Origin of the sequence: Rhizobium bangladeshense (genome assembly GCF_001662075.1) — a bacterium.
GTDB classification, from domain to species: domain Bacteria; phylum Pseudomonadota; class Alphaproteobacteria; order Rhizobiales; family Rhizobiaceae; genus Rhizobium; species Rhizobium bangladeshense_B.
This window is the reverse complement of record NZ_LYPL01000006.1, coordinates 224,156-245,257: the sequence shown is the minus strand read 5'-3', so window position 1 is coordinate 245,257 and position 21,102 is coordinate 224,156. Positions and strand designations below refer to the sequence as shown.

Here is a 21,102-nt window from a genome sequence, read left to right as displayed (position 1 = left end):
GCGACGCCACGCTAAAACAGTATCCTGCAGTTGGCTCTTCGGACAAGGAAGCCTGGACACTCGCGGATCGAAAGCTACCTTGATTCGGATCAATGCGACGGACGCCCGACACGCCTAGCTTTGCCGTTTCCCGTCAGGGTCGAAATTCCCAGTAGAACACGGTGTCGGTCGCGAACATAAGGCCGGCTGGAGAGCGATCATGCAGAAGCAATCCTCCACGCAAACGAGGGAGCATATCGAAAAGTACAAGGCGATCCTTGACCAACGCCGGCGCGAGCTGGAAACCCGCCTGCAAGCGATCGAGCATGATTTCGAAGAGCCTCGGAACCCTGACGATGATGATCGTGCCACAGAGCGAAATAACGATGAAGTCCTGGAAGAACTCGGCGAGGCTGGACAAAAGGAGCTCCTCGCCGTCCAAGCGGCGTTGGACCGGATTGAAGCCGGAACTTTTGGCACATGTGTGAAATGCGGCAAGCCGATCGGCGAGAAGAGGCTTGACGCTGTCCCCCACACACCTTTCTGTCAGTCTTGCGCTCAGTCGTTTGAAGCCTGAGTTGCAAGGTCACCATGCTCATGAAGCGCTTGGCCAGCTCATCAGCCGGCGCGTGCCCTGATGAGCCATTCATGAGCGTTATCGCGACCGGAAGGATGCGCCTTCGACGTCCCTCCGCAGCACCGTGCAAGCCCGAACACGCTCAGGCGGTGCGGGAGCTTCTGTAAACAGATACGCCCAATTCCCTGATTTTCTTGCGCAAGGTGTTGCGGTTGAGGCCGAGAAGGTCGGCCGCCTTGATCTGATTGCCGCGCGTTGCCGTGAGCGCAGCGAGAATCAGCGGATATTCCATCTCGGTCAGCACACGGTCATAGAGGCCGGGCGGCGGCAGGTTCTCGCCGAAGGTGGCGAAATAGGTGCGCATGTTCTCCTCGACGGCTTGCGCGATCGTCATCGAGCCGTTGCGGATCGGCCCTTTGTCGATCGGGCTGTCGGGCACGTCGGAGCGCAGCTCGGCATCGATGATCTCGCGGGTGATGACATCCTGCGGATAGAGCGCCATCAGCCGGCGGATGAGGTTCTCCAGCTCGCGGACATTGCCCGGCCAGGCATAGGCCTTCATCAGTTCCAGCGCTTCCTGATCGAAGCGTTTGGAGCCGAGGCCTTCCTTTTCGGCCTGCTGGATGAAATGGCGCACGAGATCGGGAATGTCCTCGGCGCGGTCACGCAGCGGCGGCAGGCGCAGCGGCACGACATTGAGGCGGTAGTAAAGATCCTCGCGGAAGAGGCCCTGGTTGATCGCCTGCTTCAGATCCTTGTTCGTGGCGGCGACGATGCGCACGTCGGTGCGGATCGGCGTGCGACCGCCGACGGTGGTGTATTCGCCCTGCTGCAGCACGCGCAGAAGCCGCGTCTGGGCATCCATCGGCATGTCGCCGATTTCGTCGAGGAAGAGCGTGCCGCCTTCGGCCTGCTCGAAGCGGCCGGTCGAACGGGTCTGCGCGCCGGTGAAGGCGCCCTTCTCGTGGCCGAAGAGCTCGGATTCGATCAGGTCGCGCGGGATGGCCGCCATGTTGATCGCGACGAAGGGGCCGTTGCGGCGCTTGCCGTAATCATGCAGCGCGCGGGCGACAAGCTCCTTACCGGTGCCGGATTCGCCGGTGATCATCAGCGTCAGATCCGTCTGCATCAGGCGGGCGAGCACGCGGTAGATTTCCTGCATCGCCGCCGAGCGGCCGACGAGCGGCATGCCGTCCTGCATATCCTCTTCGAGCTTGGCAGGCTTGCGCTTGGGCTCTGCGAGCGCCCGACCGATGATGCCGATCAGCTCGGTCAGGTCAAAAGGCTTCGGCAGATAGTCGTATGCCCCCTTCTCGGAAGCCTTGATGGCGGTCATGAAGGTGTTCTGCGCGCTCATGACGAGAACCGGGAGATCGGGACGCGCCTTCTTGATGCGCGGCAGCAGGTCGAAGGCGTTTTCGTCAGGCATCACCACGTCGGTGACGACAAGATCGCCCTCACCCGCGGAAATCCACCGCCAGAGGGTCGCGGCATTGGAAGTGATGCGAACGTCATAGCCGGCGCGGCTCAAAGCCTGGTTGAGCACGGTGCGGATCGCCGCATCATCATCTGCAACGAGGATCGTGGCTGTCATCGAGAAGGTCCTGTCGAGCTTGCGGAAGAAGCATCCTCGAGCGAAACGTCCTTCGACGCCGGCATGAGAACGCGGAAAGTCGTGCGGCTGTTCTGGCTGTCGCATTCAATGATGCCGCCGTGATCACCGATGATCTTGGCGACCAGCGCCAGGCCGAGACCGCTGCCGTTCGTCTTGGTGGTGATGAAGGGATCGAACAGATGCGGCAGAAGATCGGCGGGAACGCCGGGGCCGTTGTCGTGAACGCAGAATTCCAAGGGCAGCGAGATCTTTTCACGGGTGCCGGCGACGGAAAGACGAATGCCCGGGCGATAGGCGGTCGTCAGCATGATCTCGCCGTCCGGCCGATCGCCAACCGCTTCGGCGGCGTTTTTCACCAGGTTGAGGAAGACCTGGACGAGTTGGTCGCGATTGGCATAGACGGCTGGCAGCGATGGGTCGTAACTTTCGGTTACCCGGATGTTGCGAGCAAAACCCGCCTTGGCGATGGCCTTCACGTGATCGAGCACGGAATGGATATTGACCGGCATGCGGTCGACCGGACGCTCGTCGGAAAAGACTTCCATGCGGTCAACCAGCGAGACGATGCGGTCGGTTTCGTCGCAGATCAGCCGGGTCAACGCCCGGTCGTCGTCGACTGCGGACTGTTCGAGCAGTTGCGCGGCGCCGCGGATGCCGGAGAGCGGGTTCTTGATCTCATGCGCCAGCATCGAGGCGAGACCGGTCACCGAGCGGGCGGCGGCGCGATGCGTCAGCTGCCGGTCGATCTTGTCGGCCATCGAGCGTTCCTGAAAGACGATGACGACGGCGCCGGGCTCGCTGAGCACCGGGGCGACGTAGAGATCGACGAGCTTGTCCTGGCCGAGACGAGGCGAACTCAGATCGACGCGATATTCATTCACCGGCGCCTTGCGCTCACGCACCTGGTCGATCAGGGCGAGCAGCGGGCTGCCGAAGGGAATGAAGGTCGAGATGCGGTAACGCGCCAGATGCGGGGCGCTGGCGCCAAAGAAGGCTTCCGCCTCCCAATTGGCGAAGGCGACGAAGCCGGATTCGTCGACCATGACGACCGGGTTCTGGATGGCGTTCAGCACGGCCATGGCGACGGTTCCGCCGGTCTGATCGGGCGGAGATATCGTATCCTTCGTCATGCCGCCTCCCGGCTTTCGACAAGAGCTGCATCAAGCGCATCGTAAAGGCGCGCGGCCACCTCGCCCGGATCGCGCGAGGTCATGATCGCAGCCTTCTCGCCGCCGGCAAGCGCGGGGGCGAAACGCTCGAGATACCAGCCGAGATGCTTGCGGGCATGGCGGATCGCCACCGCCTCGCCGTAGAAATCGAGCATCATCCGGTAATGTTCGACGGCGATATCGGCAATGTCTTCGCGCCGCGGCTCCGCCGCACCGGCAAGCACGCCGGCATGCCACGGCCGGCCCTGGCAGCCCCTGCCGATCATGACGGCATCGGCGCCGGAGCGGCCCAATATTTCCTGCGCATCCGCGGCGGTTTCGATGTCGCCATTGGCGATCAGCGGAATGGAGATAACGTCGCGAACGGAACGGATCGCATCCCAATCGGCGCGACCTTCGTAAAACTGCATGCGGGTCCGCCCATGAATGGTGACGAGCTGAATGCCGGCGGCTTCGGCGCGGCGGGCAATGTCGGGCGCGTTGATGGAATTCTCGTCCCAGCCGAGGCGCATCTTCAGCGTCACCGGAATATCGACGGCCTTGACCGTCGCCTCGATCAGGCCGAGCGCGTGATCGGGATCGCGCATCAGCGCCGAGCCGGAATAACCGCCGATCACTTTCTTTGCCGGACAGCCCATATTGATGTCGATGATATCTGCGCCATGACCGGCGGCGATCTTGGCCGCCTGCGCCATCCAGTGCGCCTCCCGGCCGGCAAGCTGCACCATGTGCGGCCGAAATCCCGCCGCCCTGAGCCGCGCCCAGGATTCGGCTGTGTCGTTGACCAGTTCGCGGCTCGCCACCATTTCGGTGACGACGAGGCCGGCGCCGAAGCGCCAGGCCAGCTCGCGGAAGGGCATGTCCGTCACACCGGACATCGGCGCCAGCACCACGCGATTCCGCACGGATACATCTCCGACTCGGAAAGGCGCTGCGAGGTCCTTGCAAATCAAATGATTATCTTTCAGGCACACCATGGGACTGCATTATTTTTAGCCACAGATCCATGGCTTTGCCAAGAGGGCTTGAATCGGAATCGATATTTTTTGGGCAGATGCTGGAAAAGGCCAAAGCAAGAGGTTAGAGCACTGCGGTCAATTCCGCATAATTTAGGGGATTTATGCTGCAAATGCCGTCCAAGCAACCGATATCGGCTGGAATTGTCATCGTTGCCGCCGGCCGCGGCGAGCGTGCCGGATCCTCCAAGGAAGGTCCCAAGCAATATCGCCTGATCGGCGGCAAGCCGGTTATCGTCCATACGCTTGAAAACTTCATGACATGGGAGCCGGCGACCGAGATCGTCGTCGTCATTCATCCCGATGACGAGGCGCTGTTTGCCAAGGCGTTCCGCCATATCATTTCGGCAACGCCGATCGAAATCGTGCATGGCGGCCCGACGCGGCAGCAATCGGTGCTGGCCGGTCTTCGATACCTCAAGGACAAGCATGTCAGCCACGTGCTGATTCACGATGCGGTACGGCCCTTCTTCGACCACGCGCTTCTCGACCGCATTGCCGAAACGCTTGGAAGCGGCGCGGCGGCGGTGCTGCCGGCCATGCCGGTGACCGATACGCTGAAACGTGCAGATAGCGCCGGCACGGTGCTGACGACGGTTTCGCGCGAGCGGCTTTACGCGGCGCAGACGCCACAATCCTTTGCCTTCGAAACGATTCTCGATGCGCATGAGAAGGCGGCGGCCAGCGGGCGGAGCGATTTCACCGACGACGCCTCGATCGCCGAATGGCTGGGCATTCCGGTAACGATCGTCGAGGGCACGACCGACAACGTCAAGCTGACGGTCAAGAGCGATATTGCCATGGCCGACGACAAGCTGTCGGCGTCGCTGCTTCCCGACGTGCGTACTGGCAATGGCTACGACGTACACCAGCTCGAAGCGGGCGACGGCGTGACGCTGTGCGGCGTATTCATTCCACACGACCAGAAGCTCAAGGGCCACTCGGATGCCGATGTCGCGCTGCATGCGCTGACCGACGCGTTGCTGGCCACCTGCGGCGCCGGCGATATCGGCGATCATTTCCCGCCATCCGATCCGCAATGGAAGGGGGCGGCTTCGCGAATCTTCATCGAGCATGCCGCGCGGATCGTGCGCGAACGCGGCGGCACGATCATGAATGCCGATGTCTCGCTGATCGCCGAGGCGCCGAAGGTCGGCCCGCATCGCGGGGCCATGCGGGCGAACCTGTCGGAATATCTCGGCATCGATCTCGAGCGCTGCTCGGTCAAGGCGACGACCAACGAGACGATCGGCTTCGTCGGCCGGCGCGAAGGCATCGCGGCGATCGCCACGGCGACCGTCGTTTATCGCGGGAGGAAGTGATGAGCCTCTTTCCCGAGGATATTCATTCGGCGGCAGCGGCGATTATCCGCGACTTCACCGCCGCAGGCCTGATGGTCTCCACGGCCGAATCCTGCACCGGCGGGCTGATATCAGGCGTGCTGACGGAGATATCCGGCTCATCAGCCGTCGTCGACCGCGGCTTTGTTACCTATACGAATAGCGCCAAGACCGAGCTGCTCGGGGTGCAGGCGAAAACGCTGCTGCGCTTCGGCGCAGTCTCCGAGGAGACCGCCCGGCAGATGGCGCACGGCGCCCTCTTCCGCTCGCGCGCCGACATCGCCGTCGCCGTCACCGGCATTGCCGGCCCCGGCGGCGGATCGGCCGAAAAACCGGTCGGCCTCGTGCATCTTGCCGCGAAATCGCGCGGCGGCGCGCTCATCCACCGCAAAATGCTCTATGGCGACATCGGCCGCAGCGAGGTTCGACTGGCAACGGTCAGGACGGCGCTCGAGATGCTGCGTTTGCTCCTCACGCACTGATGTGCCTATAACCGCCCGTCAGGCTGGAGCATAGATCTTGCTTGCGCGCGTTTCGAAGGCTTCGGTGAACATGCGGAAGGCGCGGTCGAACATCGAGCCCATAAGCGCGCCAAGGATGCGGCTTTTGAATTCGTAATCGATGAAGAAATTGATGGTGCAGCCGCCAGCCGGCGTCTCGGCGAAATGCCAGCGATTGTCGAGATATTTGAACGGGCCGTCGATATATTTGACCTCGATGACGCGCTCGGCCCGGTTCAAGAGCACCTGGGTCGTGAAGGTCTCGCGGATCGCCTTGTAGCCGACGGTCATATCGGCCACGAGCAGGATCTTGCCGTCACGCTCCTTGCGGCTTCTGACCGAGAGCGCCTCGCAAAGCGGCAGGAACTCGGGATAACGTTCGACATCGGCAACGAGATCGAACATCTGGTCGGGCGTATGCGGGACGGAACGGTGCGTTTCGAAGTGCGGCATAGGCGGCACTTAAGCGGCTGCGCCAAGAAGATCAAGAAGCTGGCGCATACGACGGCGGGATTTTAGCTGAGAACGGGGCGAAGGCGGCGCGGTCTCAGCGCCCATACCACATACGATGGAGCAACCTGTCGCTGCGGACGAACTGATGGAACAGCGCCGCTCCAACATGTGCGGAAAGCAGTGCCAGCAGGAGATTTGCCCCAAGCCCATGCGGCAGGCGCGGCGGATAGAGGTGGAAGTTCGGCAGTTCCGTGCCGGCACCGAATATGGCTTGCGCCGCGCCGCTCAGCGCGATCATGCCGACGCCGCTCGCAATCATCCCGAGGATGACCACGTAGAAGGCAAGATGGACGGCGCGGGCCAGCCACTCTTGCCATGAGGGCGCGCCCTGAACAGGCAGCGGCTTCCTGTCGAAAAGCCACCACCAGACGATGCGGCACACGGTCAGCAGAAGAACCGTGATCGCTGCTGGGATATGAACACGAAGAAGCGCCGCCTTTGCGACCGGTTCGACGATGTTGCCTGCCCGAAAGCCGGAGACGAGGGCAACGAGCAGGAATATGGCGGTCAGCCAATGCATGGTGACGGCGATGGCGCCGTAGCGATCAGTCGTGCTTTTCAACATCAATTTCTCCTTCGAGACTGTGCCGCAGCCTCGTCAGGACGCGATGTGCGGTTTGGATTTCGGCAAGTGAAAGCCCCGCGGCCATGGCGTTGACGCGCGGGTTGTAGGCTGCGATCGCAGCATCGTAGGTTTGTCGTCCTTTGTCGGTCAGCACGACGAGCTGGGCCCGCCGGTGATGCGGATTGGGTTCGAACGCGACCAGCCCCTCTCCGTGCAGATCATTGACGATCCGCTGCACGTTCTGACGGTTGGCGCCGAGGTCTCGGGCCAGCCATGCCACCGGCTGCGGCCGATCCGCATAGACGATGGCCCCGAGGATCTGCCAGCGTGCGCTGGTCAGCCCATAGGCCGCCACAAGTCTGTCTCCCCAGGTCAAGGTCAAGTTATTCACCCGAAACATTGAAAGGATCAGTTCCGTCAAGGCGTCGCCTATCGCGGTTCTCTTCGCTTCACTCATTTGTCACCATATATTGTTCTTGACATCATCATGTCAAGTCTCTATGTATCCACCATGCCAAATTGACATCATTACTCCAATACGAAAGGAGTCTGAAGTGACGCACATTCAACCACTTGATGAGAATTTTCCGATCCAGCTCCAGCTCGATGTCGATGCAGCTCCGGTCGTGCTGATCAACCTCTTCACGCTCGATCCCGCTGATGAGCCGCGTTTCCTCGAAGTCTGGAGTCGTGATGCCGAGTTTATGAAGCGACAGCCGGGCTTCATCTCGACTCAGCTCCATCGAGCACTCGGCAAGAGCATGACCTACCTGAACTATGCGATGTGGGAATCGAATGAGGCGTTCCGAGCCGCCTTCAATCATCCCGACTTTCGCGCTCAGGTCGCTGCATATCCGGCATCCGCCGTCGCTAGGCCGCACCTGTTTCAAAAGGTCGCCGTGTCCGGCATCTGCGCAGCTTGAGGGCCATGAAAGGAAAGAAATCACATGTCACTGCTGTTCAGAATGGCAATCGCCGGTCCCGCAGGGTTCGGGGGGCTCGGGGTGTGGGCTCTCAGCCGGTGAAAGGAATCGCCGTGCCCCATGCGGTCATGTTCCTAAATACTAGGAGCGGCGAGCCGCTTCGCGTGATCTTATGACGACATTGGAATTTGCGAGACCATAATCCTGGAGCGCCGTCTCAATTAATGGGACCGCATCCCGCTCGAAATTCCAGATATAAGAGAGAGCACTCAGCGAGAGGCGTTCAGGGCACCCGGCGGGCAGTTCTGGACGGTTGCGCCCAAAATAGCGAAACGCTTTCGAGATGATACCGTAGAGACATGCATATCGCGATGGGCGAAGCCAAATGACCGCATCGGCGCGTGGCAGGCGGAGATGGAAGGAGCTGAGGCCGGTTCCATCCATGATCCAGCGCTCTCCCGCCACGGCCTTGGCGATAAGGCGATCGATCTCGTCGCGCGGTCTCTTTCTCCGGCCAATAGAAGTCGCAGTCCATGGAGATGTAATCAAGGTCGAGCGCTCGCGAAAGCCGCTTTGCGAGCGAGCTCTTTGCCGCTGCCGGGGCAGCCGATCATCAGGATACGGCGGGCTTCGGCCAGCGTCGATTTCAACCCGGATGCACTCTTCATCGGCGACCGCCCAAAGAAGAACCGCGGCAGAATCGCCGCGGTCAACTTGTTCACTAACCTCGCTCTCACTGGACGTCATCCTCGGCCCTGTGCCGAGAATCTGCTGCACATCGACCAGCGGCAGATGCCCGGGACAAGCCCGAGCATGACGAAAGAGAAGTTGGCAGGCATTATCGCCAGCAGCCTGACAGCGGCGAAAGGTTGCGAAAACTTACTCGGCTGCCATCAACAGCTTCTTTTCCCGAGCCGCACGCAGCCGCGCGAAGTCGTCGCCGGCATGGTGGGAGGAGCGGGTCAGCGGGCTTGAGGCGACCATCAGGAAACCTTTGCTGTAAGCCACCGTCTCGTAGGATTTGAACTCCTCGGGGGTGACGAAGCTTTCGACCTTGTGGTGCTTGCGGGTCGGCTGCAGGTACTGGCCGATCGTCAGGAAATCGACATCGGCGGTGCGCAGATCGTCCATCAGCTGCAGCACCTCGTTGCGCTCCTCGCCGAGGCCGACCATGATGCCCGATTTGGTGAACATGGTGGGATCGAGTTCCTTCACCCGCTGCAGCAGGCGGATGGAATGGAAATAGCGGGCGCCGGGGCGGACCGTCAGATAATTGCCGGCAACCGTTTCCATGTTGTGATTGAAAACGTCGGGCTTGGCGGCGACGACGCGCTCCAGCGCACCCGGCTTCTTCAGGAAGTCGGGCGTCAGGATTTCGATCGTCGTTGCCGGCGAAGCGGCGCGGATCGCCCAGATCACCTTTTCGAAATGTTCGGCGCCGCCGTCGTCCAGATCGTCGCGGTCGACCGAGGTGATGACGACGTGGCTGAGGCCCATCTCCCTGACGGCCTTGGCGACATTCTCCGGCTCGGCCATATCGAGCGCATTCGGCTTGCCGGTGGCGACGTTGCAGAAGGCGCAGGCGCGGGTGCAGATCTCGCCCATGATCATGAAGGTGGCGTGCTTCTTGTCCCAGCACTCGCCGATATTCGGGCAGCCTGCCTCCTCGCAGACGGTGACGAGCTTATGCTCCTTCACGATCGCCCGCGTTTCGGCATAGCCTTTGGAGGTCGGCGCCTTGACGCGGATCCAATCCGGCTTGCGCATGACTTCCGTATCCGGCCGATGCGCCTTTTCGGGATGGCGCACGCGCTTGGCGTCGGGATTGATCGTATCGAGAATGGTCACCATTGCAGTTTCAGCTTTCCGCCGCCCTCAAAGCGGCATCATTTCTTCGATCTAGCGCCGCACCAGCCGCGCGAGGAATATCAGCAGGCAGGCGCCAAGGAAACCCGTCATGAAATAACCGAGCCGTCCACCGGCAAGTTGGACTTGGAACTGGGCGAGAATGGCGGTGGCGACGACCGAGCCGACGATGCCGAGCACGATGTTCAGGAAAATCCCGTATCGTGCATTCATCAGCTTGCCGGCGAGCCAGCCTGCGAGCCCGCCGATGATGATTGCCGAAATCCAGCCGACGCCTTCCATGCCTGCCCTTCCCCCTAAGCGACTGCCCTGGCAACCAGCACCACGATGATCGCGCCGACGGTGGCGTGGATGATCTGCACGACCAGCGCGTTTTCAATGCCCAGCGAAATGCCCAGCGCGCTAAACAGATAGCCGCCGACGAAGGCGCCGATGATGCCGCTGAGAAGACATCTGATCAAGCCGCCGCCACCGACAACCAGACTTGCGAGGAAGCCCGCCACCAGGCCGATCAGCAAAAACACCAGCAACGCCTGCGTCTCCAAAGACATGAGGATTTCCTTTCGTTTTTTCTACCCAGGGGCGGCTTAAGCCATCACGGGAGGACAGATTCGTCGCCTCGGAGGACGGCTTGCCGCCTGAGGGACGGCTTCGCCGCCCTGGGGATAAAGGGCGGCCCTGGAAATTATCAAGCGTTCAGCACGCGGCCATAGGCATCCAGCACCGCTTCCTTCATCGTTTCGGAGACCGTCGGATGCGGGAAGATCGTGTGCATCAGCTCTTCTTCCGTCGTCTCGAGGTTCATCGCGACGACGAAGCCCTGGATGAGCTCGGTGACTTCGGCGCCGACCATGTGGGCGCCGAGCAGCTCGCCGGTCTTCTTATCGAAGATCACCTTCACCATGCCTTGGTCTTCGCCGAGCGCTATCGCCTTGCCGTTCGCCGCAAAAGAGAAACGGCCGACGCGGATGTCGCGACCCAACTCCTTGGCTTTGGCTTCGGTAAGGCCGACGGAGGCAACCTGCGGGTTGCAATAGGTGCAGCCGGGAACCTTGCCCTTGTCGGTCGGATGGACATTCGGCAGGCCGGCGATCTTTTCGACGCAGACCACACCCTCATGCTCGGCCTTGTGCGCCAGCATCGGCGGGCCGGCGACGTCGCCGATCGCATAGATGCCGGCGACATTGGTCTTACCGTAACCGTCGGCGACGACGCAGCCGCGGTCGGTCTTGATGCCGAGCGCTTCCAGGCCGAGATTTTCGATATTGCCCTGAACGCCGACGGCGGAGATCATCCGGTCGGCGGTGATCTGCTGCACCTTGCCATCCGATGTCTCGACATGGGCAGTGATGCTGCCCGCCCCCTTCTCGACCTTCGTGACCTTGGCGCTGGTGAAGATCTTCAGGCCGCGCTTTTCCAGCTGCTTGCGGGCGATAGCGGTGATTTCGGCATCTTCGACCGGCATGATGGTCGGCATGACTTCAACAACCGTCACATCGACGCCCATCGAACGGTAGAAACTGGCGAATTCGATGCCGATCGCGCCCGAACCCATGACGATCAGCGACTTCGGCAGCGCGTCCGGCTTCAGCGCCTCGAAATAGGTCCAGATCAGCTTGCCGTCCGGCTCGATGCCGGGCAGTGCCCGCGGACGGGCGCCGGTGGCGATGATGACGTGCTTGGCGCTATAGGTGCCCTCGCCCTTGACATTCTTCGGCAGCGGATGCTGCGGCTCGACCACGGGCTTTGACGACTTGCCGACGACGATCTCGCCCGGCTTCGTCAGCCTAGCCTCGCCCCAAATGATGTCGATCTTGTTCTTCTTCATCAGGAAGCCGACGCCGGCGTTGAGACGGGCGGAGACGGCGCGCGAGCGGCCGACGACGGCCTTGGCGTCCGGCTTGACGGTACCTTCGAGAACGAGACCGAAATCCTTGAAGTGGTTGGCATGGTCGAGCACTTCGGCCGAGCGCAGCAGCGCCTTGGTCGGGATGCAGCCCCAGTTCAGGCAGATGCCGCCCATATGCTCGCGCTCGACGATCGCCGTCTTGAGGCCGAGCTGGCTGGCGCGGATGGCGGCAACATAGCCGCCCGGGCCGGAGCCGATGATGATGACGTCGTAGGATTCAGCCATGTGTTTCCTGCCTTTGTTACGCTGCGCCGCGGGTCATGAGCACCCACGCGTGCCTCTTGCTGTTTTCGAGGACCGGCACGGCATCCGCACGTGCAGCCTCCAAGAATCCGTTTCTTCCATAAAGCGACAAAGCCGCTTCATTATTGCTTGCGGTGATCAGGCTGACGGGCCGGCGATCGGCCCTTTCGATCTGATCCTCCAGCAGTCTGCGTCCGATGCCGATGCCGCGCAGATGGCGATAGACGCCGAGACTGCCGATGAACCAGCTTCCCACAACCGTTTTCTGCAAGGCGAGCATCGGCGCGGTCGCCGGGATCGTCGCCTCGATATCGCCTATGCCTTCATCCAGCGCATGGCTGATCGCCGCACCGGCAATCTCGCCATAGGCCTCGGCGATGACGGCATCCCGCCAGCCGCCGACGGCTTCCTCCTCACTCATTTTCAGCCGCCCCCGCTCCAAAGGCGTGTCGCTTGTGCCGTTCGCCACATCGGCGAACCAGAGCCAGGAGGCAAACCCATGCGATGCGATATCCGCCAGAATCGCCTGCTCCGAGGCATCCCGCCGTGAGGCCTGCCGCAGCGCAATGAAGGCGGTCAATTCCTCAGATCCCCAGCATCATCCGCACGATCGATTCCAGCCCGCGTCCGAGCGCACGGGTGTTTTCCGCATCGAGATGAATGCCGTCGATCGGTGTGGTCCTGGCAACGGAATTGCCGTCGAAGAAGCCGCAGCCAAGTTCGTCGGCAAGATCACGATAGAGCGTCGCAAGCTTGGCCGATTCCTCGATGCCGCCGGGAAAGGATGCGGCGAAGGGCACGTTGCCCGTCGCGCAGATCGCCGGCGGCGCCACGATCAGGATCTCTGGTCCGTCGAATTCGAAGGGCCAGGCATGGTTGCGGATCAACCGCACGAGGCGGCTGACGCCCTGGCAGGCGGCAAAGGCCGAACCTGCCACAACCGGCTTCATGTCGTTGGTGCCGAGCAGGAGAATGACGAGGTCGAGCGGCGCATGCGTCTGCAGGATCGTCGGCAGGACGCGCGCACCGTTGCGGTCGCAATCGGCGAGATGGTCGTCGAAGGCGGTGGTGCGACCATTCAGCCCTTCGGCGATGATGCGCGCCTCGCTGCCGAGCGCTGCCTGAAGCACGCTCGGCCAGCGATTCTTGTACTCATGACGGCCGATCGTCTCGGCGTCATAACCCCAGGTCAGCGAGTCGCCATAGCAAAGAACGGTCTTGGTCATTTCCGCCTCCGCCCAGCTATCAGACGAGCATGCCCATCGGGTTCTCGATGTAGCCCTTGAAGGCCTGGAGCAGCTCGGCGCCGAGCGCGCCGTCGACGCAGCGATGGTCGGTCGACAGCGTGACGCTCATGACCGTGGCGATAGCTATTTCGCCGTTCTTGACGACGACCCGCTGTTCGCCGGCACCGACCGCGAGGATCGTCGCATGCGGCGGATTGACGACGGCGGCGAAGTTCTTGACGCCCATCATGCCCATGTTGGAGACCGAGCTGGTGCCGCCCTGATATTCCTCGGGCTTCAGCTTGCGGTCCTTGGCCCGCTTGCCGAGATCGCGCATCTCGTTGGAGATGACAGACAGCGTCTTTTGCTCGGCCTTGCGGATGATCGGGGTGATCAGGCCGCCGGGGATCGAGACGGCGACGCCGACATCGGCGTGCTTATGCTTGACCATGTTGCTGTCGGTCCAGGAGACGTTGGCGTCGGGAACGTCGCGCAACGCCAACGCCATGGCCTTGATGACCATGTCGTTGACCGAGAGTTTATAGGCCGGAGCGTTGTCCTTGCGGGGCGCCGCATCGTTTAGCTGGGCGCGCAGCGCCATCAGAGCGTCGAGCTCGCAATCGACGCTGACGTAGAAATGCGGGATCGTCTGCTTGGATTCGACCAGGCGCCGGGCGATCGTCTTGCGCATGCCATCATGCGGCACGAGTTCGTAGGAGCCCGGCTCGAAGAGCTTGAGCACGGCGTCATCGGAAGCTCCCTTCGGGGCGACCGCGGCCGGCGCAGCAGCTGCGGCGGCCTGCTGAGCAGCGGCAGCCGGTGCGGCGGCAGGTTTGGCGCCACCGCCGGCAACGGCGGCTTCGACGTCGCTCTTGACGACGCGACCATGCGGGCCGGAGCCTGCGATCCCCGAGAGGTCGATGCCGGCTTCCCTCGCGAGTCTGCGGGCAAGCGGCGAAGAGAAGGTGCGGTTGCCACCGGCTGAAGCTGCCGCGGGTGCGGCGGCGGGCGCAGCAGCCGGAGCGGGCTCAGCCTTCGCCGGTGCAGCCTCGACCTTGGCGGCCGGAGCGGCTTCAGCCTTGGCGGGAGCGGGCGAACCCGCACCGTTTGCGGCAGCAGCCACGTCCTCGCCATCGGCGGCGAGAACGGCGATCAGCGCATTGACCTTGACACCTTCGGTGCCGGCGGGAACGACGAGCTTGGCGACCGTGCCTTCATCGACGGCTTCGACTTCCATCGTCGCCTTGTCGGTCTCGATCTCGGCGATCACATCGCCTGACTTGACCTTGTCGCCTTCCTTGACCAGCCACTTCGAAAGATTGCCTTCTTCCATGGTCGGAGAGAGGGCGGGCATCGTGATATTGATCGGCATCGAGATACCCTCCCCTTATTTGTAGCAAACAGCCTTCACCGCATCGACGACTTCGCCGACGTTCGGAAGCGCCAGCTTTTCGAGATTGGCGGCGTAAGGCATCGGCACGTCCTTGCCAGCAATCGTCAGGATCGGCGCATCGAGATAATCGAAGGCCTGCTGCATGACGCGCGTGGCGATTTCGGTGCCGACGGAGGACTGCGGATAGCCTTCCTCGACGGTGACGAGGCGGCCGGTCTTCTTGACCGATTCGATGACCGTCGGAAGGTCCATCGGGCGGATGGTGCGAAGGTCGATCAGTTCGACGTCGATGCCGATCTTCTCGAGTTCGGCAACCGCCTTCGTCGCATAGGTCATGCCGATGCCGAAGGAGACGACGGTGGCGTCCTTGCCCGAACGATGGATACGGGCCTTGCCGATCGGCAGGACGAAGTTATCGAGCTTCGGCACGTCGAAGTGCTGGCCGTAGAGAATTTCATTTTCAAGGAAAATCACCGGGTTCGGGTCGCGGATCGCCGCCTTCAGCAGGCCCTTGGCGTCGGATGCCGTGTAGGGCATGACGACCTTCAGGCCGGGGATTGCGCTGTACCAGGCCGCGTAATCCTGGCTGTGCTGGGCGCCGACGCGGGCGGCCGCACCGTTCGGGCCGCGGAAGACGATCGGAGCGCCCATCTGGCCGCCGGACATATAGAGCGTCTTGGCAGCCGAGTTGATGATGTGGTCGATCGCCTGCATGGCGAAGTTGAAGGTCATGAATTCGACGATCGGGCGAAGGCCGGCCATGGCGGCGCCGACGCCGACGCCGGCAAAGCCGTGTTCGGTGATCGGCGTATCGATGACGCGGCGGGGGCCGAATTCCTGCAGCAGCCCTTGGGTGACCTTGTAGGCGCCCTGATATTCGGCGACTTCCTCGCCCATGACGAAGACGTCGTCACTGGCGCGCATTTCTTCGGCCATGGCGTCGCGGAGCGCTTCGCGCACGGTCATCGACACCATTTCGGTGCCGGCAGGGATTTCCGGGTCGTTCGGAACGGCAGCCTTCGGCTCTGCTGGAAGCGGTGCGGAAGCAGAACCGCTATTGGTCGGCTTTTCTTCCTGGGCAACCTGCGGAGCAGCGACCGGAGCCGGCTGAGCAGCAGCAGGAGCGGTGGAAATCGCGTCGGCCGATTCGCCATCCTGCAGCAGCACGGCGATCTTGGTGTTGACCTTGACGCCTTCTGTGCCGGCATCGACGAGCAGCTTGCCGATGACGCCCTCGTCGACGGCTTCGACTTCCATCGTCGCCTTGTCGGTTTCGATTTCGGCGATCACGTCACCCGAGGTGACCTTGTCACCTTCCTGTTTCAGCCATTTGGACAGCGTGCCTTCTTCCATAGTCGGAGAGAGGGCGGGCATGAGGATATCGATAGGCATGGGTTCCCTCCCCCGATTAGAGCAGAATGTCGGTGTAGAGCTCGGATGCATCCGGCTCCGGATCGGCCTGGGCGAAATCGGCGCTGTCGGCGACGATGTCGCGGACATCCTTGTCGATCGCCTTCAGATCGTCTTCCGAGGCCCAGCCCTTTTCGATGAGGCGCGCCTTGACCTGCTCGATCGGATCCTGCTCGGAGCGCATCTTCTGCACTTCTTCCTTGGAACGATATTTCGCCGGGTCCGACATGGAGTGGCCGCGGTAGCGATAGGTCAGCATTTCGAGAATGATCGGGCCCCTGCCGGAGCGGCAATGTTCGAGCGCCTCGTCGGCCGCCGCCTTGACGGCGCGGACGTCCATGCCGTCGACCTGGATGCCGGGGATGCCGAAGCCGGAGCCGCGCAGCGAGTAGTTCGACTGCGCGGTGGCGCGGGCCGTCGACGTGCCCATGGCGTAGCGGTTGTTCTCGACGATATAGACGATCGGCAGCTTCCAGAGAGCGGCCATGTTGAAGCTCTCGTAAACCTGGCCCTGGTTGGCGGCGCCGTCGCCGAAATAGGCGATCGCGACGTTGCCGTTGTTACGGTAGCGATTTGCAAAGGCAAGACCGGTTCCGAGCGAAACCTGGGCACCGACGATGCCGTGACCGCCGTAGAAATGCTTCTCTTTCGAGAACATATGCATCGAGCCGCCCTTCCCGTGGGAATAGCCGCTGCGGCGCCCGGTCAACTCCGCCATGACGCCGCGCGCTTCCATGCCGGTTGCCAGCATATGGCCGTGGTCGCGATAGGCGGTGATGACCTGGTCGCCTTCCTTCTGCGCCATCTGCATGCCGACGACGACAGCTTCCTGACCGATGTAGAGATGGCAAAAGCCCCCGATGAAGCCCATGCCGTAAAGCTGACCTGCCTTCTCCTCGAAGCGGCGGATCAGTAGCATCTCGCGATAGGCCTTGAGTTCCTCGTCCCGATCGAAGTCGGCTACCGGGCCTCCATTCGATGCTTTGGCTGCTGGTTTTGCTGCAGTTTTGCGGCTGGAAACGGTCGCGGTCTTTCGCGGCGCCATTCAACCCTCCCTATGGGTTTGTCGTTTCTCGGTGGCGCGTACCATAGGGAAGAAATTTGACCACAGCAATGCCATAATTGCATGGCTCGTATTCGGCACTAAACTATTGGAAATAAAACATAAATTGGAATTAACCGAATTCCGGTTAATTGGAATAGTGGTTGAATATGACGATCTCGTCCGCGCGCGACATATTCAGCTGATATCGCGCCTTTTCGTCCAACATGTCCTTGTCGAGCGAACCGTCACTGAGGAGCGCGACCTGGCCTTCCAGATGTTCGCGCTTCGCCTTCAACACCGCAAGCTCTTTTTCGCGCGCGACACGCTGACGCTCGAACGTCTCCGTCGCCCGCAGGCCGTAATCGCCATGAACGCAATGATAACCGAAATAGGAGAGGAAGGCGACCGTCATGGCCGGGATGACGAACCGGCCGAACTTTCTCTTCTTATGATGCTTTGTCCACATACACGTATGCTCTTGAACGCATTACCAATTCGTTCAGCATAACGCGCAGAGATTAACCGTTGGTTGACCGTAAATATGAGCGATAAAAAACCCCGCGCCGGGAGGGCGCGGGTTAAGCCATTGACGTACAGATTCGATCAGCCGCGGATAATCGAACGTCCGGCATACTGCGCCTGCGGCCCGAGGCCTTCCTCGATGCGGATCAGCTGATTGTATTTGGCAAGACGGTCGGAACGCGACAACGAACCGGTCTTGATCTGGCCGCAGTTGGTGGCAACCGCGAGATCGGCGATGGTCGAATCCTCGGTTTCGCCGGAGCGGTGGGACATGACGGCGGTGTAGGCCGCCTTGTGCGCCGTATTGACCGCATCGAGGGTTTCCGTCAGCGAACCGATCTGGTTGACCTTGACGAGGATCGAGTTGGCGACACCCATGCGAATGCCGTCGCGAAGGCGCGCGGAGTTGGTGACGAAGAGGTCGTCGCCGACGAGCTGCGTCTTGTTGCCGATCAGGTCGGTCAGCGCCTTCCAGCCGTCCCAGTCGTCTTCGGCCATGCCGTCCTCGATTGAGATGATCGGGTACTTGCCGGCGAGCTCGGCCAGATATTCGGCCATGGCGCCCGATTCGAGCGTGCGGCCTTCACCTTCGAGAACGTATTTGCCGTCCTTGAAGAATTCGGTCGAGGCGCAGTCGAGGCCGAGGCACATGTCGTCGCCCGGCTTGTAGCCGGCTTTCTCGATCGATTTCATGATGAAGTCGAGGGCCTCAGGGGCGCTCTTCAGGCCTGGTGCGAAACCGCCTTCATCGCCGACGTTGGTGTTGTGGCCCTGGGCGGCAAGCTCCTTGCGCAGCGTGTGGAAGACCTCGGAACCCATGCGCACGGCTTCGGCGATCGTATCGGCGCCGACCGGCAGGATCATGAATTCCTGGAAGTCGATCGGGTTGTCGGCGTGGGCACCGCCGTTGATGATGTTCATCATCGGTACCGGCAGCAGGCTCGCCGAAGCGCCGCCGACATAACGATAAAGCGGCAGGCCGGAGGCCTGGGCGGCAGCCTTGGCGACGGCGAGCGACACGCCGAGGATGGCGTTGGCGCCGAGACGCGACTTGTTCGGCGTGCCGTCCAGTTCGATCATGATGTTGTCGATCTGGATCTGGTTTTCGGCGTCGATGCCGCCGATTGCGTCGAAGATCTCGGTGTTGGCGGCCTCGACCGCCTTTTCGACGCCCTTGCCGAGGTAGCGCTTGCCGCCGTCGCGCAGTTCGACCGCCTCATGGGCACCCGTCGAGGCGCCAGAGGGAACGGCCGCGCGGCCCATGCTGCCGTCTTCGAGGTAGACGTCGACTTCGACGGTGGGATTGCCACGGCTATCGAGAATCTCGCGGGCGATGATATCGGTGATTGCAGTCATGGGTTCTTCCTGCTCGGTGGGTGATCAATCGTTCGAAGCCTGTCATAATCGAAGGCGTGCAAATTACAATGCCGCAATTCCCTGCCTTCGAAGCGTTCTGACGTGGCCTAAACCACGATCATGTCAGCCTGTTGAACATCAAGCCTTGGCGACCGCGTCGAAGGCAAGCAGCTTCTCAAGCAAGCGCGGCATGTCCTTGAGATTAACCATGTTCGGGCCGTCGGACGGCGCGTTGTCAGGGTCCTGGTGGGTTTCGAGGAAGACGCCGGCAATTCCCGTCGCCACGGCTGCGCGCGCCAGCGTTTCAACGAATTCGCGCTGACCGCCCGAGGATTCGCCCTGCCCGCCCGGCTGGGCGACGGAATGGGTCGCATCGAAAATGACGGGCGCGCCCATCGCAGCCATGATCGGCAGCGAGCGCATGTCGGAAACCAGCGTATTGTAGCCGAAGGAGGCGCCGCGCTCGCACAGCAGCACGTTTGGGTTGCCGCTGGCATTGAGCTTCTTCAGGACGTTCTTCATATCCCAGGGGGCGAGGAACTGGCCTTTCTTGACGTTGACGACGCGGCCGGTCCGGGCAGCGGCGATCAGAAGATCGGTCTGGCGGCAGAGGAAGGCGGGGATCTGCAGAACGTCGATCACCTCCGCCACCTCGGCGCATTGCTCGGCGGTGTGAACGTCGGTCAGGACGGGAAAGCCGAATTCCTTCTTCAGGTCGGCGAAGACCTGCATGCCCTTTTCAAGCCCGATGCCGCGCTCTGCCGAGAGCGAGGTGCGGTTCGCCTTGTCGAAGGAACTCTTGTAGACGAGGCCGATACCGAGCTTTGCGCAGAGCTCCTTCAGCGTACCGGCGACCATGAAGGCGTGATCGCGGCTCTCCATCTGGCAGGGGCCGGCAATCAGCGACAAGCGGCCGCTATTGGAAAAGGTGACCTGGCCTTCGCCTTCGCCGATCTTGACCTCGGAATTGGTATCAGTGCTCATCGTGGTTCCTCGAAGGCAAAAAGCGCGCCCTGCCCGGGCGTGGGCTTCACCAGAATGCGATTGTTCTTGCGTGTGTATGTCACTCCGTTAGCAGCCAAATGCGCTTCTGTCACGGCAAGATCGGTGACGATGAAGAGGATTGCCTGGCCGCGCAGGCCACGATCGGCGGCGGAAACGACAAGCTCGAAATAGGCCTCCAGCCCTTCCGGCGTCATCAGGCTGATCTTGGCATTCGATGCTGCGATCTTTATGCCGAAACTGGTTTTCTCCACCACCGTCTGCCCGACCGCAAGACCAACGAAGGCGGCAAACGCAGCTGGCTCCGGGGTACAAAGCGCGATCTCGGCAATGCCCGTCACGCCATTGGCATGCGTCTCCAGGGCGGCGCGACCGGCCGGGAAAGCATTGATGCGCTGACAGGTGAAGAGAAAGAAGTCGGGCGCGCGCAGATCTCCTGAAAAGGCCAGTTTGAAGCTGCCGACGCTTTCCGAACCGTCCGGCATCCGCATCGACCGGCTGAACTGCAACATCTCGCCGGCGCTCGCGCCGTTGCCGACGAATCGCCGATGATCGAGGCCGGCATCCTCGGTGAGGAAGGCCAGCGCCGAAAGTCCCTCCTCGCCGCAGCGGAAGCGGAAGGCGCGATTGCGAGCGATGAAGACATTGCCCTGGCGGGCCGCTGTCTCGCTCTCCTCGACACTCGCCACGCCGAGCGGCTCGATATAGGTCTTGTCGGTGAAAAAAACGCAGGCATTTTCCGTTCCGAACGGATGGCGCGCATCAGCGGCGACGGTAAAGCCGAGCTTGCCGAGCCTTTCGCGCGCCAGGTCGATATTGACGACGGGCAGCACGACATGATCTAGCGGGTGCGGTTTGGCGGAATGTGCGATCATGATATCCCTCCTGACACGCCAGAGATGTGCGACAGCACCACCCCCAATGCAAGACATG

The 21,102-nt window shown here is 61.9% G+C and carries 23 protein-coding genes and 1 pseudogene; 4 read left to right on the top strand and 20 right to left on the bottom strand.

The genetic code is table 11. From position 1 onward, the window contains the following. Positions 1–199: 199 nt before the first annotated feature. Positions 200–556: a TraR/DksA family transcriptional regulator gene (locus A7X77_RS32335; protein WP_082928811.1), complete on the top strand. Its 357-nt coding sequence runs from the start codon at positions 200–202 to the stop codon at positions 554–556. A gap of 142 nt (positions 557–698) precedes the next feature. Here the strand turns inward: A7X77_RS32335 and ntrC are convergent, their stop codons facing one another. From ntrC to dusB, 3 genes are read right to left on the bottom strand one after another with little or no spacing between them, the layout of a single operon-like run. Beyond that, positions 699–2,150 carry a nitrogen regulation protein NR(I) gene (ntrC, locus tag A7X77_RS14775; protein WP_064683630.1) on the bottom strand — a complete coding sequence of 484 codons (1,452 nt, stop codon included), beginning with the start codon at positions 2,148–2,150 and terminating at the stop codon, positions 699–701. Continuing rightward, positions 2,147–3,301, bottom strand: coding sequence for a two-component system sensor histidine kinase NtrB (locus tag A7X77_RS14770; protein ID WP_064683629.1), 1,155 nt, complete (start codon positions 3,299–3,301; stop codon positions 2,147–2,149). The genes ntrC and A7X77_RS14770 overlap by 4 nt, the downstream gene beginning before the upstream one ends. Continuing rightward, positions 3,298–4,317 carry a tRNA dihydrouridine synthase DusB gene (gene dusB / locus A7X77_RS14765; RefSeq protein WP_064683628.1) on the bottom strand — a complete coding sequence of 340 codons (1,020 nt, stop codon included), beginning with the start codon at positions 4,315–4,317 and terminating at the stop codon, positions 3,298–3,300. Before dusB ends, A7X77_RS14770 begins: the two co-directional genes overlap by 4 nt. A gap of 143 nt (positions 4,318–4,460) precedes the next feature. Here dusB and A7X77_RS14760 point away from each other — a divergent pair, with 143 nt between their 5' ends. Together A7X77_RS14760 and A7X77_RS14755 are read left to right on the top strand one after the other, a co-directional pair. Further along, complete coding sequence (locus A7X77_RS14760; RefSeq protein ID WP_064683627.1) at positions 4,461–5,678, top strand: bifunctional 2-C-methyl-D-erythritol 4-phosphate cytidylyltransferase/2-C-methyl-D-erythritol 2,4-cyclodiphosphate synthase; 1,218 nt, start codon at positions 4,461–4,463, stop codon at positions 5,676–5,678. Continuing rightward, positions 5,678–6,178, top strand: a complete 501-nt coding sequence (locus tag A7X77_RS14755; RefSeq protein WP_064683626.1) for a CinA family protein — start codon at positions 5,678–5,680, stop codon at positions 6,176–6,178. The genes A7X77_RS14760 and A7X77_RS14755 overlap by 1 nt, the downstream gene beginning before the upstream one ends. Positions 6,179–6,196: 18 nt before the next feature. On the opposite strand, the gene A7X77_RS14750 is transcribed toward A7X77_RS14755, so the two are convergent. From A7X77_RS14750 to A7X77_RS14740, 3 genes are all read right to left on the bottom strand, one after another. Beyond that, on the bottom strand, positions 6,197–6,649 hold the full coding sequence (locus tag A7X77_RS14750) for a type II toxin-antitoxin system RatA family toxin (protein WP_064683625.1): 453 nt from the start codon (positions 6,647–6,649) through the stop codon (positions 6,197–6,199). A gap of 94 nt (positions 6,650–6,743) precedes the next feature. Beyond that, a complete protein-coding gene (locus A7X77_RS14745; RefSeq protein ID WP_082928810.1) occupies positions 6,744–7,274 on the bottom strand; it encodes a cytochrome b in 531 nt (176 codons plus the stop codon). Next, a complete protein-coding gene (locus A7X77_RS14740) occupies positions 7,255–7,731 on the bottom strand; it encodes a MarR family winged helix-turn-helix transcriptional regulator (protein WP_064683624.1) in 477 nt (158 codons plus the stop codon). The genes A7X77_RS14745 and A7X77_RS14740 overlap by 20 nt, the downstream gene beginning before the upstream one ends. A 97-nt stretch (positions 7,732–7,828) precedes the next feature. Between A7X77_RS14740 and A7X77_RS14735 the strand changes: the two genes are divergently transcribed. After that, positions 7,829–8,197, top strand: a complete 369-nt coding sequence (locus A7X77_RS14735; RefSeq protein WP_064683623.1) for an antibiotic biosynthesis monooxygenase family protein — start codon at positions 7,829–7,831, stop codon at positions 8,195–8,197. A 141-nt stretch (positions 8,198–8,338) separates the two neighbouring features. Here A7X77_RS14735 and A7X77_RS14730 read toward each other — a convergent pair. The 14 genes and pseudogenes from A7X77_RS14730 to A7X77_RS14665 form a co-directional block, all read right to left on the bottom strand. Next, positions 8,339–8,865 (bottom strand): annotated as a pseudogene (locus A7X77_RS14730) (AAA family ATPase). Between the two features lie 211 nt (positions 8,866–9,076). Further along, positions 9,077–10,048, bottom strand: a complete 972-nt coding sequence (gene lipA / locus A7X77_RS14725) for a lipoyl synthase (RefSeq protein ID WP_064683622.1) — start codon at positions 10,046–10,048, stop codon at positions 9,077–9,079. 48 nt (positions 10,049–10,096) lie between these two features. Then, positions 10,097–10,345, bottom strand: coding sequence for a GlsB/YeaQ/YmgE family stress response membrane protein (locus tag A7X77_RS14720; protein WP_064683621.1), 249 nt, complete (start codon positions 10,343–10,345; stop codon positions 10,097–10,099). 14 nt (positions 10,346–10,359) lie between these two features. Next, a complete protein-coding gene (locus A7X77_RS14715; RefSeq protein ID WP_064683620.1) occupies positions 10,360–10,614 on the bottom strand; it encodes a GlsB/YeaQ/YmgE family stress response membrane protein in 255 nt (84 codons plus the stop codon). 137 nt (positions 10,615–10,751) lie between these two features. Next, positions 10,752–12,197: a dihydrolipoyl dehydrogenase gene (lpdA, locus tag A7X77_RS14710; RefSeq protein WP_064683619.1), complete on the bottom strand. Its 1,446-nt coding sequence runs from the start codon at positions 12,195–12,197 to the stop codon at positions 10,752–10,754. Positions 12,198–12,213: 16 nt separating this feature from the next. Beyond that, entirely contained in the window at positions 12,214–12,795 is a 582-nt protein-coding gene (locus A7X77_RS14705; RefSeq protein ID WP_064683618.1) for a GNAT family N-acetyltransferase, read from the bottom strand. Between the two features lie 4 nt (positions 12,796–12,799). Beyond that, the gene (locus tag A7X77_RS14700) at positions 12,800–13,441 is read right to left on the bottom strand and encodes an SGNH/GDSL hydrolase family protein (RefSeq protein ID WP_064683617.1); all 642 of its coding nucleotides are present in this window, start codon (positions 13,439–13,441) and stop codon (positions 12,800–12,802) included. Positions 13,442–13,460: 19 nt separating this feature from the next. Next, on the bottom strand, positions 13,461–14,813 hold the full coding sequence (locus tag A7X77_RS14695) for a pyruvate dehydrogenase complex dihydrolipoamide acetyltransferase (RefSeq protein ID WP_064683616.1): 1,353 nt from the start codon (positions 14,811–14,813) through the stop codon (positions 13,461–13,463). A 15-nt stretch (positions 14,814–14,828) separates the two neighbouring features. Further along, positions 14,829–16,226 carry a pyruvate dehydrogenase complex E1 component subunit beta gene (locus tag A7X77_RS14690; RefSeq protein ID WP_064683615.1) on the bottom strand — a complete coding sequence of 466 codons (1,398 nt, stop codon included), beginning with the start codon at positions 16,224–16,226 and terminating at the stop codon, positions 14,829–14,831. 16 nt (positions 16,227–16,242) lie between these two features. Continuing rightward, positions 16,243–17,289, bottom strand: a complete 1,047-nt coding sequence (pdhA, locus tag A7X77_RS14685; protein WP_064683614.1) for a pyruvate dehydrogenase (acetyl-transferring) E1 component subunit alpha — start codon at positions 17,287–17,289, stop codon at positions 16,243–16,245. A 145-nt stretch (positions 17,290–17,434) separates the two neighbouring features. Then, entirely contained in the window at positions 17,435–17,755 is a 321-nt protein-coding gene (locus A7X77_RS14680) for an FtsB family cell division protein (protein WP_064683613.1), read from the bottom strand. Positions 17,756–17,892: 137 nt separating this feature from the next. Beyond that, positions 17,893–19,167 (bottom strand): phosphopyruvate hydratase, encoded by a 1,275-nt coding sequence (eno, locus tag A7X77_RS14675; RefSeq protein WP_064683612.1) that lies wholly within the window; start codon positions 19,165–19,167, stop codon positions 17,893–17,895. 138 nt (positions 19,168–19,305) lie between these two features. Further along, on the bottom strand, positions 19,306–20,151 hold the full coding sequence (gene kdsA / locus A7X77_RS14670; RefSeq protein ID WP_064683611.1) for a 3-deoxy-8-phosphooctulonate synthase: 846 nt from the start codon (positions 20,149–20,151) through the stop codon (positions 19,306–19,308). Continuing rightward, positions 20,148–21,044 (bottom strand): VOC family protein, encoded by an 897-nt coding sequence (locus tag A7X77_RS14665; protein WP_064683610.1) that lies wholly within the window; start codon positions 21,042–21,044, stop codon positions 20,148–20,150. Before A7X77_RS14665 ends, kdsA begins: the two co-directional genes overlap by 4 nt. Between the last annotated feature and the right edge of the window lie 58 nt (positions 21,045–21,102).